We start from the raw sequence: 17796 nt of genomic DNA, 5'->3' as shown, positions 1-17796 counted from the left end.
ACTATGCATACTTATCTTGCAGCACCCCTTAATCGCAACGTTAAAAAGTATGATACTACCGACTTTAAAACCTTATTAGGTAACTGGGAAAAGCGCATAGTAGCAGGCAACAATGCGTTCTCTCAAAAGCACTGGTTATCAAGTATCGCGTTGTACTACCAAGCTATTGCGCTAGCTAACCAATTAATGAGAGTTTCTCCTTACCGTAAGGAAGCTACGGTTTCCTTACTCGTGAGTTTTCATAACCTTTCCGATACCTACTTGCAGTTCGCTACCGAGACTAAACCCGATGAGAGAATGGGTATATACCAAATGGCGCTTACGGCTTTATGTGAAGTGAAGAATCGGATAGATGCAGTAGCCATATTGCTTCCAGATAATCCCGATGTACGCCGTGCTAAATGCATAGCGCATCAACAGCGATGGTTGTTATCAAAGCAACATCCTCAATTGGCGACAGACTTAACTAGCACGCTAGCATTCGACACATCGTCCACCCCCCTAGTGGCTTATACGAGTAAGGTCGCTGCTAGTCAGGCAAACCATTAACAGATGCTATTTCACTTGATTAGGAGTTTATATGAAAACAGCGATTAATAACGCTATCTACGCAGCAGCGCTATCGTCATCACCGGCTTTCGCCCATGCAGGTCATGACCATGGTCATTGGAGCAGCCAAATTTTACACGGACTCTTTTTCCTTTCACTTGCCGCGGTAGGTGCTGCATGTGTATTCGCTGGCTATAAGGCCTTTTCTCGTAAAAAAAGACAACTAAATAGAGCCTGAAACTATGTTAAATACTTTACTCTCTTCTCTTCATCGCCGTGCCCCCTTTGCCAAAGCCAGCGCGCATTGCGATATTCCTTGTAAAATATACGACCCTATTTCAGCGCAATTAGCTGCACTTAGCGTTATTCGTTTTGTTGATTTGCTGAACGAATTGAGCGAAAAAGAAAATCTATCCTTTAGCGACCATGCTCAATTTAGCCGCTTGATCAGCGAAAAAGAGATCCACGCTGAAAAAGTCAAACACGAGACTAGGGTAATTTGGGGCGACTACTTTAAGGCACCTCAGTTTGAACAATACCCCGATACTCACAAACTGGTGCATAACATTATGCTAACCGGCTCGGCATGTAAACAGCATGTTTCACGAGAAAAAGCAGAGGCATTGCTTCGTTTAGTGAATGAGTTTGCCGCGAGTTTCTGGGCAACTAAAGGCGTTGAAACCTATACAGCTACCTGCCCCTACCCACCAGCAGAGAACGTTGTTTACCCTAAGCTTTAATCGTGTTTCGACTATTAGCGATTGAGGGCAACAGCATGCAGCCTGTGCTATTTGCAGGGGATTTTATCTTAACCTGCAAATGGCCAATGGCTTGGCTAAAAAGCGGCCATCTTGTCGTTGTTCACAGTGAAAAATATGGTGTTATCGTTAAACGCGTCATTGAAGTTTGCCGCCAAAGAGGCGTACTACTGCGCGGTGATAATGCTTATGAGAGTGTGAGTACTAAGGCGATGGGTTGGATTAGCCCCAACGCCATTGTAGGCAAGGTTATTTATTCATCGCCCGCTAACCATCTTTTAAACGATAAACGCCGCTAGTTAATGTTAACTCGCGGCGTAATATTTGGATTGTTGCTGTCAGCGATGTGGGTTAATTAACGACGGTACTCTACTTCAACGTCGTAGTCATCTTCGTCCCAATCTTCATCATCATCTAAGTCATCACTTAAATCGTCTTCGAAGTCGTCGCCCAAGTCGGCCTCTTGTGCTTCTAACGTATTACGATGGTAAGTATCCCATTTGAACTCAACATCTTTCGTTTCTTCTTCTGCGATAACTTCGGTTGGAAGCGTATCGATGAAGTTCATGATTTCTCGGCAAAGCGGCTCTAAGCCAATCTTCTGGAAAGCAGATATTTGATAAATTGGGCCTTCCCAACTAAGTTGTGCGGCAATTTCTTTGCAGCGCTCGTTGGCTTCTTCTTCAAGCATCAAATCAACTTTGTTAAACACTAACCAGCGAGGCTTACTGGCTAGTTTAGGGTTGTACTTTTCGAGCTCTTCAACAATAGCCTTGGCGTTTTCAGCTGGATCGCTTTCATCCACTGGCATAATGTCTACAACATGTAGCAGTATACGACAGCGCTCTAAATGCTTAAGGAAACGAATACCTAAGCCCGCGCCGTCAGCTGCACCTTCAATAAGCCCAGGAATGTCGGCGACGACGAAGCTGCGTTGTGCGTCTTGACGAACTACACCTAGGTTTGGCACAAGCGTAGTAAACGGGTAATCAGCCACTTTAGGTTTTGCTGCAGATACAGAGCGAATAAAGGTAGATTTACCTGCATTCGGCATACCTAGAAGACCAACATCGGCCAGAAGCATTAATTCGAGTTTTAAGTTACGAATTTCGCCTGGCGTACCATTGGTTTTATGACGTGGTGCACGGTTAGTACTGCTTTTGAAACGCGCATTACCTAAACCGTGAAATCCACCTTGTGCCACTTTAAGCTGTTGCCCATGACGAGTAAGGTCGCCAAGTACTTCTCCAGTATCGCTATCGGTAGCGCGGGTTCCCACAGGAACACTTACCGTTAAATCTTTACCGCCACGGCCTATACAGTTAGCACCTTGACCATTTTGGCCGCGCTCTGCACGGTGAAAACGCTCGAAACGATAGTCGATCAATGTATTCAGGTTTTCATCGGCAAGAAGAAAAACACTACCGCCGTCGCCCCCATCGCCACCATCAGGGCCACCTTTGGGAACATATTTTTCCCGTCTAAAGCCAATTACGCCGTTGCCACCGTCGCCGGCTTCAACACGAATTTCAGCTTCATCTACAAATTTCATTTATCACTCCGGGCATTGTTGCCGTAGGGGTTATTTATACTCAGTATTCAACTACTAAGTTTACACCAAATTATTATGTACTGCCCAAATACTAAAGCTCGGGTTTCCATAAAACAAAAAACCCCGCAAGCGCGGGGTTTTTCTAAGCCTGTTCGGCGAGTAGCTAAGGCGCTTACTCTGCTACGATGCTTACAAATTTACGGTTGTTCGGTCCTTTAACATCAAACTGAACTTTACCGCTTTTTAATGCAAACAACGTGTGGTCTTTACCGATACCCATGTTGTCACCAGCGTGGAAACGAGTACCACGTTGACGAACAATGATGTTACCAGCAAGAACAGATTCTCCACCAAAGCGTTTAACACCTAGGCGTTTACTCTCTGAATCACGACCGTTTTTGGTACTACCACCAGCTTTTTTATGTGCCATGTGTTCGTGCTCCTATTAAGCGTTAATGCCAGTAATTTTCACTTCCGTGAACCACTGACGGTGACCCATCTGCTTGCGTGAATGCTTACGACGACGGAACTTAACGATTTTAATTTTATCGCCACGACCGTGTGTAACCACCTCAGCAGTCACCTTACCACCAGCAACGTTTGGTGTGCCGATTTTTACGTCGTCACCGTTGCTTACCATTAAAACTTTGTCGAATTCAATCGTGTCACCTGGGGCAACTTCGATTTTTTCTAGACGAACGGTTTGGCCTTCGGCCACACGGTGTTGTTTACCGCCACTTTGGAAAACCGCGTACATAGTTAACTCCGCTCTGCGTCACTGACGCAATCAATTCAAAAAACAGGGCGCGAATTGTACGTGAAACATCCGTAAATCACAACCCCGATTCTGATAAAAGTAGATTATTTTTCCAACATGGGTGAATTTTTGCGTGAATTCACCCAAAAATGCACGATGCCACACTTAGAAAACAGAACTAAGTGAATGACAAACGGTAAAATTCAAGATGATAGCCGCCAAATTCGATAAGCATTTTTTACTTAAAAAAGCATGGGATGCGTTATCTGTAGATGGAAAATCGAATACGATCCAACCGAGGCGATCTGATCATGAAAAACACGCATGAACCACGCACTTTAATCACGATGATCTAAAACGATCGAATAACAGATCTGAGATTGTAGCATTTTGATCGTCACTTCGCAGCTAGCAAAAAAGAATTTTTCCAAAAATACACATTTCAGACCAAAATTAAGTAGTAGGGCTCATAATGAGACTTATATTAATAATAAAAATCGTATAAAACGCTTAGATGGGATGTGAAAATAGCGCAAACTCACGTTTTTGCATTCGTTCTTACATACTTAACGCAGCCTCGAACATTAAAACAGTATGTTGAGAATTAAGACGAATACAAAAAAGCGCTCCTATTTAAAAGCCGTTCTAGGGCTAAATGAGGTTAATTCAGAGCCTATATAAGTTCAATTGGGTGGCAAAATACGTTTAATTGGGTGGATAGTATGCTGCATTCAGGTACAATCAGCCCCTATAATTGCCTATGAAATGAATAAGTTTTTACGCCCATGCCAATGGATATAAATCAAATACGCGCACTATCAGATAACGATATGCAAGCGGTTAACCACCTGATTCAACAGCAAGTCGACTCTGATGTTGCGCTTATTAATCAATTGGGATTCTACATTGTTAATAGTGGCGGTAAGCGCCTTCGCCCATTATTAACGGTGCTAAGTGCACGTGCAATGGGCATTGAGAATGCGGAGCATCACACCCTTGCCGCTATTGTTGAATTTATACATACCGCAACGTTGTTGCACGATGATGTAGTAGATGAATCGACCATGCGACGTGGACGTGAAACCGCTAACGCTGTATTTGGTAACCAAGCATCGGTTTTAGTAGGTGACTTCCTGTATACCCGCTCATTTCAAATGATGGTAAGTTTGAAGCGCATGCGCGTAATGGACATTTTATCTGAAGCAACCAATCAAATTGCTGAGGGTGAAGTATTGCAGTTAATGAATTGCAACGATGCCTCTACCACAGAAGCACGGTATTTCGATGTAATTTACGGTAAAACCGCCCGCTTGTTTGAAGCGGCTACGCAACTGGCAGCGGTATTAACCGACCAACCAGAAAACGTAGAGCATGCCATGCAAGAATACGGCAAGCACTTAGGTACCGCCTTTCAGTTAGCCGACGATATTTTAGATTACATGGCCGACAGTGATGAAATGGGCAAGAACGCTGGCGATGATTTAGCGGAAGGAAAGCCAACGCTACCATTGCTATACGCTATGTGGAATACCGACAGCGAAGAAGATAAAGCGCTTATTCGTGATGCTATCGAGCAAAGCAACGGGCTACCCCATCTTGATCGCATCCAGCAAATTATGGAAAGCACTGGTGCGCTAGATTACACCCGCACGTGTGCCAACGATGAAGTGAAAATGGCCATTGATAGTTTATCTATTATTCCAGATTCACCTTATAAAGAGGCATTGATTGCTCTTGCTCATATTTCGGTAGAACGCACTAGCTAGTGCGTTAACCCGCTTCAAGCATAGCCCCCACCAGCCCCACCAAGAAGCCGAATATTGCCCCTAATGGTGGCAACCAATGTTTTTCCATGCGAATGCCTGGGGCTATGTCTTGAAATACTGAATACAAAATTCCCCCAGCTGCAAAAAGCATAATGCCACTCATGACTACAGGGAAGCCTGCCAAATAATAAAACCCTATCGCACTCATTATTGGGCCAAGTAAGCTCATCAATACAAAAATCCAAATAAGCTTAGTGCTACGGTTTTTGTTCGTTGGGGTCATTTCACGATAAGCATTAAACCCTTCCGGTAAATTTTGTACCGCAATTAACACGCCTAACAACATAGTACCGCCACCTAATGCGGCAGTGGTGCCTAGCGCTACCGACTCAGGCACAAAATCACTTAACATGGCGGCAAGTTGGCTTCCTGCGGTTTTCTTTTTTGCCAGATAAATATCCAACGTCATAAAGGCAAGTGCCCCGCCGACAAAGCAGCAACACGCCATAAATACTGATACGTCTTTGATACCTTCAGGCACCAACACTAATGCGACCGCTGAAATTAACGCCCCTGCCCCCAAGGCTAAAATACCGTGACGTACTTCTTGCTCTAACCATTTAGGGTGCAAACCTTTCACCCTCGATAACAGCGCACCTGCTGGCATAGCCAGGCCAGCTAACGTTGCCACAATAATTAGATTTAGGATATCGGGTTGCTGCATGTTTGCTCCCTATACGTTGAATAATTCCATCGTTTGACCTAGCACTATTGGCAGAATGCTCAATCACAACTAAAAAAGACAGCTCAAGTGGCTGTCTTTTTTCATTGTTCTCGCTGAGCGCATTTATAAAATATAAAGCCTTACGCTATTAATCATATAGTAATGCGCCATTATGAGATCATTTCAAATTAAGATCTCGGGTCATGTTTTCGTTTTTGTCGCGGTGCACAATTATATTGTCTTCAATACGAATACCGCCAAATGGCCGATACGTATCTACCGTATCCCAATTGATGTATTTCGACGCTGGGGTTGCTTTTAAGTCTCTGAGTAAGCTATCAATAAAGTACAAACCAGGCTCGATGGTAAACACCTGACGCGCTTCAATAATGCGCGTACAACGCAAGAAAGGATGTTCTTCAGGAGCAGGTTTAGGGGTACCTCTGTCGTCATTTACTAAACCGCCGACATCGTGTACTTGTAGTCCTAAGAAATGACCAATACCGTGAGGGAAGAACGTTCGCGTAATGCCTTGTTCGACAATATCTGCCGCAGGAAGATTCACAATGCCAGTGTCTTGTAGGATTTGAGCTATACCTGCATGGGCAAGCAAATGGATATCGGTATAGGCGACACTTGGCTTAAGGGAATCAACCAAGGTTAGCGTGACTTTATCAACGGCTTGAATAAGGTCGGAAAATAACGTGGAGTTTTGACTGTAGGTTCGGGTGATATCAGCAGCATAGCCGTGGTAATTCGCCCCCGCATCAATCAAGAACGAACGAGACTGCTTAGGTGCAATGGTATCGCACTGCATGTAGTGCAGTATTGCCGCGTGTTCATTCAGCGCAATAATACTGGTGTAAGGCACGTCGTTATCGCCTTGGCGGCACGCTGCGCTGTACGCTAAATTGATATCGAATTCGCTCTTACCTTCAAGAAACGCCTGTTCTGCTGCTTTATGCCCCGCTACCGCCAGCTTGTTTGCTTCTCGCATACACTCTAGTTCGTAATCGGTTTTATACGCCCGTTGGTAATGTAAATAATGCAGCACTCTGTCTGGGTTTACGTTCTCAAACCCTAACGCTTTGGCTACTTCAATGTATTCACCAACATAAGCAAAACCGCGCTTATCGTAAGGCAGGTGCTTTTCAACAGCATCGGCTTGTTGTAGCAAAATGATATTAAAGCTATCGGTCCAAAAATCTTGTGGCGCTGGCGGTACTTTGTGCCAAAAATCTTCAGGGCGATAAAAAATAAGGGTGGGCTTATCTTCACCATTAACCACTAACCAGCAATTGGGGTTATCGATAACCGGCACCCATGCTTTAAACTGTGGGTTTACCTTAAACGGGTAATGGTTGTCGTCTAAGAACAAGCGCTTGCCTTGCCCCGAATGGATGACTAACCCTTCTAGTCCTTCACGCTGAAGTGCTTCGCGAGTGCGAGATTGAAGTTCCTCGATATGTTGCTGATAGCTTGCCTGATGTTTTGACATAACACCTCATTTAAGTTTTTTAATTTGCATGGCTAACTGGCCTTCTTCCATTAGCAATGGGTTACCCGCCGTTTCAAATGCGCTGGTTCCACGCTAGCTTCGCTAAAATGCGAGAAGAGAATAATATTAGCCATTGTCGTTAAGTGCGCTTCTCTTTTAAAGTGACTTAAATACGCTTCTCTTTTAAGGCGACTTAAGTAGGCTTCTCTTAAAGGAGAATAGTGTACCACGATAGCCGCTCGGCTTTCACCGAGCGGCTTGTATGCATTAGTTATACATCTGCGCTAGCGAGGCGCTAATTGCAAGGTTCCCGTTACAGGATGCGTGCTAACTGCACTTGATGAAGGAATAACATCTTGCGTAAGCTGCGGAAATACATTTTTATTTTCCCCCAACTGATGCTCGTAAATATACTGATAAGCCAATACCGCTTTCACGTAACTTCGGGTTTCTTTGTAAGGAATATTCTCAATCCAGATATCTACCGGCAACGCTTCGCCTGCGGGTAACCATTCCAACACTTTACGCCAGCCAGCGTTATACGATGCTGACACCAACACGGGATTATCGTTAAGCTTATCGCCTAAATAACGTAAATACTGCACGCCGTAGTCGAGATTATTATCAACTTGAAACAAGCTATTTCGACTGACTTTCTCTTTAGCCAAATACTGCGCTGTACCGGGCATAAGTTGCATTAACCCTGCCGCACCTACTGGCGACACCGCATCTACCATGAACGAACTTTCACGACGGGCAATAGCCATCGCAAATGCTTTTGATACGTCATAGGTTTCACTCTTTTCACTAAATTGTGACTCGTAGGCCAAAGGAAAACGACGCTCAACATCGTCCCAATAACCACTTTTTGCAAAGCTGATGATGGCTTGGTCGTATATACCCCATTCGTATGCCAGCACACCAGCATCGGTTACCTGAGAGTCGGGTAAATTCGATAGCAAATATCGCCACTCTCGACGTGCACTGGTAGAACGTTCTAAGCGGTAGAATTCCATTGCCCGCTGGGTAGCAGGGGTATTGGCAATAGCGTGCACCGCACTTTGCACTCGAGGCGCGGGTGTATGCGACAAGTTCGGTTGGCTTTTAATACGAGCACTGGCCATAAAGCCATAATAATTGCGTTCGTTGGCTAGCTGCTGATACATCACCGTAGCCTGCATCACATTACCAAGTTCTTCGAGCGCGCGGGCTTTCCAATAGCGGAAGTTTTCCTCTTGTTGGAGTTCAGGACTAGCGGCATCAATCACATCGACGACCCGCTGCCATTGTTTGCCGCGAAGCAAAAACGATACATGCCAAAGTTTCACATCATCGCTGGCACCCGCGATATCGGCTTTATCTAGCCATTCGTGGGCTTCAGGTAAGAAATCTAAGGTAGCGCTTAACGCAATAGCCCGTTGAATAATATGTAATTCAGGCCCTGAGAAAATATCTTTCGGAGCGTAGGTATTGTAAGCCTTCATTGCCGCTTTGGGGTTTCTCCACGCCAGCTTTTCTATACCCCAGGTTAATATTTCGGCTTCGCTGTTTTTGTGTTTCAAAGGAAACAAACGGCTTCGATTAACTAAACTCACATCGCGAGATACTGCCGACCACGCATCGGCAAGATATTGATAACTGACTGGCAATTGGCGCTTAAGGTAAGGAATAATGCGGCGATTATCTTCTTTCGCAGCAATGGCTATACGCTTAACTACTTTGTCTGGCGTCATGAGGCCATTACTTCGCCACTTTGCAAATAGAGGGTCGCATTCATCGGGCTGTGATTGACCGCTATACCAAAGTGGGTCGACATCAATTAACACAGGTTTGGGATCGTCGGTACGTTTTAATTTGTAACCCAACGCTTGGCAAGTAAGTTTAGCGCCCATGCCATTTCGATAACTGTTTAAAAACGCGTTTTCGTGCCCCCGGGAGGCAAGGTAGTTTAACCAGCGATAGCGTAAACCATAACTGACAGGTTGCCCCGCGTAATCCTCTAAGAACTGTTCGACTTCACGCTGGGTTTTAAGCGACATGGTGCGTTCTAATCGCAAACGTAGTAGATAGGGATAAAGGGGGTAATTCGCTAACCCGTAAATTTCTGCGTCTAAATCTTCTAAACGCCTTTTAGGTAAGGTTCGTAAGCTTTTTTCTAAAATTAAGAAACGAGCTCGCTCATCGGCGTAGATGTCATCGGGGAATAACGGCGAAACTTGCGCATGACTTAGCTGAAAGCAGCTTGAGATAGCGATCAACGTGAAAACGTGAAACGACTTGTGCAAAGGTAATCGCTTGAAGCACGTTACCGCTGTTGATAGAAAACTTACACCTACTTTATTCGACACAATATGAACTCCTACCCCTTGTTGCATTCAAACACACCAGAGTTGTGTGTAATTATAGAATGATGCTTGCTTGAAAGCCGATAAATTATCGGCGTGGCTCCATGCCACAGAAGTAAAAAGTGCCAGCGCTGTTAGTTATACCTTACAAACATTAGTGCCATGATTGTAGATTATTCTTATGCTGGATTGGCGCTTTGCGCCAATAGTGCCCATTATACAAGCACTATTATTGAAATCGAGCTTGATTTTCAATGAATGGCCACCATTTTTAACAATTGAAACACTCGTTTGAATTTTTCATTGATATTTTGTTTAAGTTTAGTTAAAAAGCTAGCCACCCTAACGCATTAGTGTTGTGGTACGACCAGAATGTATAATTGGTTTATACGCTTATAGCGAATGGTTAGATTGCTACACTACTATCCCGGCCAACGCCGAAGGAGATGATAATGATATACACAGGCAAGAGTTTATCCGTCAGTCTATTAGATGACGGCTTTGCTGAACTGGTATTTGATGCCGAAGGTTCAGTAAACAAGTTCGACCGCCAAACGGTGACAGAACTTGATGAAGCAACCCAAGCATTGCTTAAAGAAAGCGGTGTTAAAGGCTTAGTAGTACGCAGCGCAAAATCTGCATTTATTGTAGGTGCTGATATCACCGAATTTACCGGCTTATTCGCGATGGATGAAGCCGAAGTACTAAACTGGGTAGCAAACACGTCTCAAGTGTTTGACCGCTTCGAAGATTTGCCTTTCCCTACGGTTGCTGCCATTAACGGTTTCGCATTAGGTGGCGGCTGTGAAATGACATTAGCTTGTGACCTTCGCGTTGCAGACACGACAGCCTCTATTGGCCTGCCAGAAGTTAAACTAGGTATTATGCCTGGCTTCGGCGGCACGGTACGTTTACCTCGCTTAATTGGTGCCGACAATGCACTAGAGTGGATGACCACAGGTAAAGACAGAAAAGGCGCAAAAGCCCTTGCTGAAGGTGCCGTTGATGCAGTTGTAGCACCAGAGTCATTACGCGACAGCGCACTTTCTATGCTAAAAGATGCCGCAGATGGCAAGTTCAAATGGGAAGCACGTCGTGCTCAGAAGAAAGCCCCATTACAGCTAAATAAAAACGAAGCTATGATGAGTTTTTCTACCGCACAAGCCATGGTATTTGCCCAAGCAGGCAAGCACTACCCTGCTCCGCACAAAATGGTAGAAACCGTTCAAAAAGCCGCAGGCCTTGACCGCGATGGCGCACTTAAGCTTGAAAACGCTGGCTTTGTTGCCCTAACTAAAACCGATGCAGCGCAAGCGCAAATTGGAATTTTCCTAGCCGACCAGCTAGTAAAAGGAAAAGGTAAGAAACAAGCCAAAGCTGCCACAAAAGAGGTAAAACTTAATGCCGTACTGGGTGCGGGCATTATGGGTGGCGGTATTGCGTATCAAAGTGCTGTTAAAGGCATGCCAGTGATAATGAAAGACATTAACACTGAAGCACTAGATCTAGGCTTAAACGAAGCTGCCAATATTCTTGGTAAAGGTATGCAGCGCGGTAAAGTGGATGCCAAAACCATGGCAAAAACCCTTAACGCTATTACGCCTACCCTTGACTACAACACGCTTAAAGATGCAGATCTTGTGATTGAAGCCGTTGTTGAAAACCCGAAAGTGAAAGGCATAGTGCTTAAAGAAGTAGAAGACGTTGTGGCCGACGACGCTATCATCTGTTCTAACACCTCTACTATTTCAATTAACCAATTAGCGAAAAGCTTAGATAAGCCAGAACGCTTCTGTGGTATGCACTTCTTTAACCCCGTACACCGCATGCCATTGGTTGAAATTATTCGTGGTGAAAACACCTCGGAAGACACCATCAATGCCGTAGTGGCCACCACACTTCGCATGGGTAAAACCCCTATTGTGGTTAACGATTGCCCAGGGTTCTTAGTAAACCGCGTATTGTTCCCTTACTTTGCAGGCTTCAGTAAGTTGCTAATAGATGGCGCTGATTTTGTTGCTGTTGATAAAGTAATGGAAAAACAGTTCGGCTGGCCAATGGGCCCTGCTTACCTAATGGATGTTGTTGGTATTGATACTGGCGACCACGCTGCAGACGTTATGGCTGCAGGTATTCCAGAGCGTATGGCACGTATTGGCGACGACCCAGTAACCGTGCTTTATAAAGAAAAACGCTTAGGCCAGAAAAATGGCAAAGGCTTTTATAACTACGGTAAAGACAAGCGCGGTAAGCCTACGAAAGTGGCTGCTGAAGAAGCATACAGCTTGCTTGCTCCTATTACTGCCGATACCAAAGACTTCGACGCGCAAGACATTATTGCACGCTTGATGATCCCTATGGCTAACGAAGCAATTCGTTGCCTAGAAGAAGGCATTGTAGGTACTGCAGCTGAAGCAGATATGGCCTTACTTTACGGTTTAGGCTTCCCTCCATTCCGCGGTGGTGTATTCCGCTGGATTGAAACAATGGGATTAGCGAATTTTGTCGAACTCGCTGACAAATACGCCAGTCTTGGCCCGATTTACCAAATTTCAGATGGCGTTCGCAAGATGGCCGCTGAAGGTAAATCTTACTTCGCTTAATTCCCAAGGAGACTAATAATGAAAGAAGTCGTAGTTATCGATTGTGTTCGTACCCCTATGGGACGCTCGAAAGCCGGTGTATTTAGAAATGTTCGTGCAGAGACTATGTCTGCCGCGCTAATGACCGCATTACTTGAGCGCAACCCAGGTGTTGATCCAGCAGAAATTGAAGACATTATTTGGGGCTGTGTACAGCAAACCAAAGAACAAGGTTTCAACATTGCGCGTAATGCGCAATTGCTAACCCAAATTCCACGTACTACAGGTGCAGTAACCGTTAACCGTTTATGCGGTTCATCGATGCAAGCATTGCATGATGCGACTAGCGGCATTATGAGCGGTCGTGGCGATATATACATGATTGGTGGTGTTGAGCACATGGGCCATGTACCTATGAACTACAACATCGACTTTCACCCAGGCCTTGCTAAGTACACCGCAAAAGCCTCTGGCATGATGGGTATGACCGCCGAGCTACTTGGTCGTCAAAATGGTATCACTCGTGAAATGCAAGATGCGTTTGGCGCACGTTCGCATCAGCTAGCGCATAAAGCACACCTTGAAGGCCGCTGGGCTAATGAGATTGTGCCTATCGAAGGCCATGATGCCAACGGTACGCTTAAACTGATTGACCATGATGAAGTTATTCGCCCAGAAAGCACAGCTGAAAGCATGGCGCAACTTCGCCCTGTGTTCGACCCAGTAAACGGTACAGTTACAGCAGGTACATCTTCGGCGTTGTCTGACGGTGCGTCTGCCATGTTGCTTATGTCTGCCGACAAAGCAAAAGCACTAGGTTTAACACCTCGCGCTAAAATTCGCTCAATGGCAGTGGCAGGTTGTGATGCAGCTATTATGGGTTACGGCCCAGTACCGGCAACACAAAAAGCCCTTAAACGTGCTGGCCTTAGCATGGACGATATTCAACTGGCTGAGTTCAACGAAGCCTTTGCTGCCCAAGCACTATCATGCATTAAGCAACTAGGTTGGATGGACAATCTTGATGACAAGATTAACCTTAACGGCGGCGCCATTTCACTAGGCCACCCTCTAGGTTGTTCTGGTTCACGTATATCAGGTACCTTGATTAACCTGATGGAATCGCAAGATGTAGAGCTAGGCTTAGCCACCATGTGTATTGGTTTAGGCCAAGGTATAGCCACTGTATTTGAACGTGTTTAATTAGTTATTCACGTTTTATTGAAAGGGCCTTCGGGCCCTTTTTTGTTGCATGAGGTTCGTAAAGCTCAATACAGCTTGAGCAAACACGACTATTTTAAAACACGGGAAAGCGGGCTAACTACACCCTGCGCCCCCTGTTGTAATACATGAGTGTAAATTTGCGTAGTTTTCACATCAGAATGACCAAGTTGCGTTTGCACAGTACGAATGTCGGCACCCGACTGTAAAAGGTGAGTAGCAAACGAATGTCGCAGAGTATGCGGCGTAACCTTCTTTTTAAGCCCACACGCACTTGCGGTTATTCTTATCGCCTTTTGTATGCTTGACTCATCAATATGATGGCGACGCGTTTTTCCATTCTCGGGATCAACCGATAAACGCGCAGAAGGAAAAAGATAATGCCATCCAAGCTCTCTAGGTGCATTTTGATATTTAACACGTAAACGATGGGGCAAATATACCCCTTGGTAACTAGGGTTTTCTAAATCTGCAACAAGGTAATTTTCAACTACACTTATTTGCCGATTAAGCCCAGGTTTTAGCTCTGCTGCTAAAGTAACAACACGATGTTTTCCGCCTTTACCATCCCAAATTCGAATAGCGTTATAGTCGAAATCAATGTCTTTTACCCGCAACCTCACAGCCTCCATTAAACGTAACCCGCTTCCATAAAGTAACGAAATAGGTAACTTTAAATGAGCAGGAAGTTGAGCAAAAAGCGCAACCACTTCGTCTTGCGTAAGCACAACAGGTAACTTGGCTTGCCTGCGACTTGTAACAAAATCAAGACTCAAGGAAAGAGGCTTTTCTAGTATGTCTCGATAAAGAAATGCCAACGCATTGAGTGCGCTGGCTTGAGTAGCCGGCGCTACATTCTTTTTATTCACTAAGTGAGATAGAAACAACTCTACTTCTTTGTCTCCCATCTCGGCAGGATGCCTAGTATTGTGAAACCGGATATAACTAACAATCCACCCACTATAAAGCTGTATAGAGCGCTTAGCGTAACGGCGATTTCGCATGTGTTGAACCACCATTTGCATAAACATTGATTTCATTTTTATTTTTCACATTTCAACTGTAATTACATACAGCATTACGATTTTTTAGTACGCCGTAAAATAAAAAGGAAACATTCCGTACTTAAGTACAGTGTTTTCAGATACAAAGTGTAGGATATTGATATAAGTTAACTTCCGTGCGAAAGTTAAAATATTATTTGGGTGATATATGGAAACTTTCCGCCTTGCATAAAGGATTTTTTCCGTACACTAAATTGTTAGGTGCAAAGGAAGTATGACTGAAGCTGACAAGGAAATTATAGATATACTCAAGGAGTTGTTTCGTAATAAAAACAACGAATTTGTTGATCCCGACGATCTACTTCGAGAGCAAATTGTTAAGTGGTCTATTTATCTGGCTGTATTGGGGTTACTTATTCTTTTGCCTATCAAAATCTTTGGTAACGCCGACCAATCTGCTGCAAGTAGCATGTTATCTGGTATCGTTGGCGTAGCTTTTACACTTTTGTTCATTCATTTAAATATAAAATCTAAAAATCCAAGCATAATAATGTATGTGCTCACATGGTTTTCGTTAATGTTAAGCTTATGGCTTGCCGGTTAGTTGCACCTAACAATCACATTAAGCCGCTCGCAGGCTCGCTGGGACAGTAACACGTGGGCTCTGTCGCTTCGCTCGGATTTTAGCCCACGTGTTACTGCCCCTTATGTGGGTGTTATATTGCTAATGGAGTCAGCATCTCTTGATACACTTTTCGTTTGTAGCAACTGATTCAACCAAACCAGAATTCCTTAATGATCTTGAAGCTAGATTTGAGCTTCAAGAAACAGTGGCTCTAGAGTCGTTTGATGAACTGGTAATATTACTAAAACTCTTTGGTACTTCTATAAAACTAGTGGATTTTCCTGACGTTGATGATATAGAAAATTCTTGGGTGTTATCGCGGGAAATTAAGCACTTCGAAGACCCTGAATTCGACCTTTTCTATCAAGAGTGGTTACAGCAAACTGGTCGCGACAATAATATGGATGAGTATGGTCAACTACTTCATCTTAATAGCTTTGGTGTTACACTAAATCAAGCTAATCATAAGGTTGTGTTGCAAGAGGCAATATAACAAGTCAATTAAAAGGACGCAAAACGCTTGGCTTGCGCTCCTTCGTCGCTAATTATAGCCAAGCATTTGTGCGCCCATTATTGAGGCGTTAGGTGCTACGGTGAAAAGCCATAAATCGTCATTCTTTTTAGTACCATTTTTATTGTTAGCAGCTCCTTTTGCTTTTGCTGCTAAGTTTTTCGAAAATCGAATCGAACTGTCACAGAGCGAAGTGGGGAATATCCTTGATAGAATGCTTAGAAATGAGCCTGATGAGCATCTTTGGGATGACTTTTTAAGTGTTCCAATTAAAGATAGAACATTGGATATGATTCGTGAAAAAGTTGAGGTCTTGTGGGCTTACGATGTGTACCTAACCCAAAACGCAAGTGGTCAGTATATACTTAATCAGAAAGGCCTCGACGAATTAGCAAATATAATTAAGGAGCTACGTTTTGGTCGCACCTAACAAAAAAATTAAGTCGTGCACCAAGGCGCACTGGGACGCTAACACGCAGGGCCGCTTCGCTATTATGCCCTACGCGTTATCGCCCCTTATTCAAAAGTTAGATGCCTAGTGAACCCTGTACGTTTTTTTGCTAAAGAATTTACTAAGGTTAAATACAAATACCTGAATAAATCTATTATCGAAAATGTCGACACAGATTTGTTCAATGAAATACTTGAACAGTTTCTCGATAACGGTTGGGAAAAAATTTATGAGTACGACGCATTCGATGCATGGATAGATTTTGGTAAGGTAAAAATTGGAAAAGGTAAAACGGTTCTTTTCTTCGAGTGGGACAACTATATGGAAGGCGTTATCAAAGGGGATAAAAATGAAATTGAAAAAGTTGCTAAACAGTATTGTCTCCAATCGAGCAGCGTTCCTAGCTACATCAATGAAAGCACCTAACAAAAAAATTAAGTCACTCACTTCGTTCGCTGGGACGCATACACGCGGGGCGGCTTCGCCATTATGCCCCACATGCCTGCGCCCCTTATTTAGAAGTTAGTTACCAAAGGGAATTTTAGCTATCAAGGAATGTAGTAAACCTGTTCACCAAACTCCGACCGTATACGCTATTGCTTTAGGTGCTTTAGTAACTTCAGCCACCTTTGGGTTCATTGAACTAAGTACGTATACATTAAGTAAGTTCGTACTATTGTTTATTATAGTGTTGGGTTGTTACAACATTGTCAGCTCATACAAAACAGGGGTTGCTTTTAGCGCAATCAAAATTTCCTATAAAGAAAACGCCTATTCTTTTCTAGTAATTCAATTTTGTTTTTCATACGCTGTTTTCTTTAGTTGTATTATGCTGCTCACACGGCTTTATTTGCATGGTAACTAACAAAAAAATCAAGCTCGCCCGCTGCGCGGGCTGGGACGCAAACATGTGGGGCGGCTTCGCCATTATGCCCCACACGTCTGCGCCCCTTATTTAAAAGTTATGTGCCAATGGTAATTGAACAGGGGTTTTCATTTGGGGATTAAAAAACGGAGTAAGCCCATCCAAGAAACAGAGGTTGAAGGCATTGGTGTTGTGCGCGCCGGAAAACTGGTTTCACATCCAATGTTTGGAGAAGGTGAAATTATTGGGATTGCAGAATGGGAAAGTGGTGAAATTACTATTAATATTGAATTCACCAATTACGGTTCAAAATGGCTGGTTCCAGAATTTGCAAAACTATCTGAAGTGCCTGAGAAATCAAAGGAACCAAGTAAAAAAGGCTTCCTAAAGTGGTTGTTTAAAAAATGAAGGCACATAACAACTCAATTAACTCGCTCACTGCGTTCGCTGGGACGCATACACGCGGGGCGGCTTCGCCAGTATGCCCCACGCGCCTGCGCCCGTTATTGAAAAGTTATACATCAAGGAGGACACTTTATGTTTATCGTAATGTTTGAATTTGTAGTCAAGGATGGCTGTAAAGACCAA

General features: G+C 44.0%; 19 protein-coding genes. 12 read left to right on the top strand and 7 right to left on the bottom strand.

Annotation, left to right across the window (positions count from 1 at the left end):
• The first annotated feature begins 3 nt into the window (after positions 1-3).
• From KYS23_RS17765 to KYS23_RS17750, 4 genes are read left to right on the top strand one after another with little or no spacing between them, the layout of a single operon-like run.
• Positions 4-549 (top strand): hypothetical protein, encoded by a 546-nt coding sequence (locus tag KYS23_RS17765; protein ID WP_159528530.1) that lies wholly within the window; start codon positions 4-6, stop codon positions 547-549.
• A 31-nt stretch (positions 550-580) separates the two neighbouring features.
• Entirely contained in the window at positions 581-787 is a 207-nt protein-coding gene (locus tag KYS23_RS17760) for a hypothetical protein (RefSeq protein WP_159528528.1), read from the top strand.
• 4 nt (positions 788-791) lie between these two features.
• A complete protein-coding gene (sodN, locus tag KYS23_RS17755) occupies positions 792-1289 on the top strand; it encodes a superoxide dismutase, Ni (protein ID WP_159528526.1) in 498 nt (165 codons plus the stop codon).
• Between the two features lie 2 nt (positions 1290-1291).
• On the top strand, positions 1292-1606 hold the full coding sequence (locus KYS23_RS17750; RefSeq protein ID WP_159528524.1) for a S24/S26 family peptidase: 315 nt from the start codon (positions 1292-1294) through the stop codon (positions 1604-1606).
• 56 nt (positions 1607-1662) lie between these two features.
• Here the strand turns inward: KYS23_RS17750 and cgtA are convergent, their stop codons facing one another.
• From cgtA to rplU, 3 genes are all read right to left on the bottom strand, one after another.
• The gene (cgtA, locus tag KYS23_RS17745; protein ID WP_218419648.1) at positions 1663-2859 is read right to left on the bottom strand and encodes an Obg family GTPase CgtA; all 1197 of its coding nucleotides are present in this window, start codon (positions 2857-2859) and stop codon (positions 1663-1665) included.
• Between the two features lie 172 nt (positions 2860-3031).
• Complete coding sequence (gene rpmA, locus KYS23_RS17740) at positions 3032-3289, bottom strand: 50S ribosomal protein L27 (RefSeq protein ID WP_013785541.1); 258 nt, start codon at positions 3287-3289, stop codon at positions 3032-3034.
• A 15-nt stretch (positions 3290-3304) separates the two neighbouring features.
• Entirely contained in the window at positions 3305-3616 is a 312-nt protein-coding gene (gene rplU, locus KYS23_RS17735) for a 50S ribosomal protein L21 (RefSeq protein WP_013785542.1), read from the bottom strand.
• 791 nt (positions 3617-4407) lie between these two features.
• On the opposite strand from rplU, the gene ispB reads away from it, so the two are divergent.
• The gene (gene ispB / locus KYS23_RS17730) at positions 4408-5382 is read left to right on the top strand and encodes an octaprenyl diphosphate synthase (protein ID WP_218398300.1); all 975 of its coding nucleotides are present in this window, start codon (positions 4408-4410) and stop codon (positions 5380-5382) included.
• A 4-nt stretch (positions 5383-5386) separates the two neighbouring features.
• On the opposite strand, the gene KYS23_RS17725 is transcribed toward ispB, so the two are convergent.
• The 3 genes from KYS23_RS17725 to KYS23_RS17715 form a co-directional block, all read right to left on the bottom strand.
• The gene (locus KYS23_RS17725) at positions 5387-6106 is read right to left on the bottom strand and encodes a ZIP family metal transporter (protein ID WP_159528518.1); all 720 of its coding nucleotides are present in this window, start codon (positions 6104-6106) and stop codon (positions 5387-5389) included.
• Between the two features lie 178 nt (positions 6107-6284).
• The gene (pepQ, locus tag KYS23_RS17720; protein WP_218419646.1) at positions 6285-7604 is read right to left on the bottom strand and encodes a Xaa-Pro dipeptidase; all 1320 of its coding nucleotides are present in this window, start codon (positions 7602-7604) and stop codon (positions 6285-6287) included.
• A 284-nt stretch (positions 7605-7888) separates the two neighbouring features.
• Positions 7889-9952: a transglycosylase SLT domain-containing protein gene (locus KYS23_RS17715; protein WP_338081896.1), complete on the bottom strand. Its 2064-nt coding sequence runs from the start codon at positions 9950-9952 to the stop codon at positions 7889-7891.
• Between the two features lie 449 nt (positions 9953-10401).
• Here KYS23_RS17715 and fadB point away from each other — a divergent pair, with 449 nt between their 5' ends.
• Together fadB and fadA are read left to right on the top strand one after the other, a co-directional pair.
• Positions 10402-12552 carry a fatty acid oxidation complex subunit alpha FadB gene (gene fadB, locus KYS23_RS17710; RefSeq protein WP_218419630.1) on the top strand — a complete coding sequence of 717 codons (2151 nt, stop codon included), beginning with the start codon at positions 10402-10404 and terminating at the stop codon, positions 12550-12552.
• Positions 12553-12570: 18 nt separating this feature from the next.
• The gene (fadA, locus tag KYS23_RS17705; RefSeq protein ID WP_013785548.1) at positions 12571-13734 is read left to right on the top strand and encodes an acetyl-CoA C-acyltransferase FadA; all 1164 of its coding nucleotides are present in this window, start codon (positions 12571-12573) and stop codon (positions 13732-13734) included.
• A gap of 89 nt (positions 13735-13823) precedes the next feature.
• Here fadA and KYS23_RS17700 read toward each other — a convergent pair whose 3' ends face one another.
• Entirely contained in the window at positions 13824-14792 is a 969-nt protein-coding gene (locus tag KYS23_RS17700; protein WP_159528510.1) for an integron integrase, read from the bottom strand.
• A 238-nt stretch (positions 14793-15030) separates the two neighbouring features.
• Between KYS23_RS17700 and KYS23_RS17695 the strand changes: the two genes are divergently transcribed.
• The 5 genes from KYS23_RS17695 (at position 15031) to KYS23_RS17675 (ending at position 17616) form a co-directional block, all read left to right on the top strand.
• Positions 15031-15360, top strand: coding sequence for a hypothetical protein (locus tag KYS23_RS17695; protein WP_218419628.1), 330 nt, complete (start codon positions 15031-15033; stop codon positions 15358-15360).
• 139 nt (positions 15361-15499) lie between these two features.
• Positions 15500-15874 (top strand): hypothetical protein, encoded by a 375-nt coding sequence (locus KYS23_RS17690; protein WP_218419626.1) that lies wholly within the window; start codon positions 15500-15502, stop codon positions 15872-15874.
• 100 nt (positions 15875-15974) lie between these two features.
• Positions 15975-16322, top strand: coding sequence for a hypothetical protein (locus KYS23_RS17685; protein WP_218398127.1), 348 nt, complete (start codon positions 15975-15977; stop codon positions 16320-16322).
• Positions 16323-16430: 108 nt separating this feature from the next.
• Positions 16431-16769, top strand: coding sequence for a hypothetical protein (locus KYS23_RS17680; protein WP_218398130.1), 339 nt, complete (start codon positions 16431-16433; stop codon positions 16767-16769).
• A gap of 571 nt (positions 16770-17340) precedes the next feature.
• Positions 17341-17616, top strand: a complete 276-nt coding sequence (locus KYS23_RS17675) for a hypothetical protein (RefSeq protein WP_218419624.1) — start codon at positions 17341-17343, stop codon at positions 17614-17616.
• Positions 17617-17796: the final 180 nt, after the last annotated feature.

The sequence above is a fragment of the Alteromonas lipotrueae genome (assembly GCF_019249255.1).
Taxonomy (GTDB): domain Bacteria; phylum Pseudomonadota; class Gammaproteobacteria; order Enterobacterales; family Alteromonadaceae; genus Alteromonas; species Alteromonas lipotrueae.
This window is presented reverse-complemented; position numbering and strand designations above follow the sequence as displayed.

Bases quoted from the DNA above. Each gene is read 5' to 3' on its own strand.
- KYS23_RS17760 (WP_159528528.1), top strand. From the start codon at position 581: ATGAAAACAGCGATTAATAACGCTATCTACGCAGCAGCGCTATCGTCA.
- cgtA (WP_218419648.1), bottom strand. From the start codon at position 2,859: ATGAAATTTGTAGATGAAGCTGAAATTCGTGTTGAAGCCGGCGACGGT.
- KYS23_RS17700 (WP_159528510.1), bottom strand. From the start codon at position 14,792: ATGAAATCAATGTTTATGCAAATGGTGGTTCAACACATGCGAAATCGC.
- pepQ (WP_218419646.1), bottom strand. From the start codon at position 7,604: ATGTCAAAACATCAGGCAAGCTATCAGCAACATATCGAGGAACTTCAA.
- ispB (WP_218398300.1), top strand. From the start codon at position 4,408: ATGGATATAAATCAAATACGCGCACTATCAGATAACGATATGCAAGCG.
- rpmA (WP_013785541.1), bottom strand. From the start codon at position 3,289: ATGGCACATAAAAAAGCTGGTGGTAGTACCAAAAACGGTCGTGATTCA.
- KYS23_RS17695 (WP_218419628.1), top strand. From the start codon at position 15,031: ATGACTGAAGCTGACAAGGAAATTATAGATATACTCAAGGAGTTGTTT.
- KYS23_RS17725 (WP_159528518.1), bottom strand. From the start codon at position 6,106: ATGCAGCAACCCGATATCCTAAATCTAATTATTGTGGCAACGTTAGCT.
- fadB (WP_218419630.1), top strand. From the start codon at position 10,402: ATGATATACACAGGCAAGAGTTTATCCGTCAGTCTATTAGATGACGGC.
- KYS23_RS17765 (WP_159528530.1), top strand. From the start codon at position 4: ATGCATACTTATCTTGCAGCACCCCTTAATCGCAACGTTAAAAAGTAT.
- sodN (WP_159528526.1), top strand. From the start codon at position 792: ATGTTAAATACTTTACTCTCTTCTCTTCATCGCCGTGCCCCCTTTGCC.
- fadA (WP_013785548.1), top strand. From the start codon at position 12,571: ATGAAAGAAGTCGTAGTTATCGATTGTGTTCGTACCCCTATGGGACGC.
- rplU (WP_013785542.1), bottom strand. From the start codon at position 3,616: ATGTACGCGGTTTTCCAAAGTGGCGGTAAACAACACCGTGTGGCCGAA.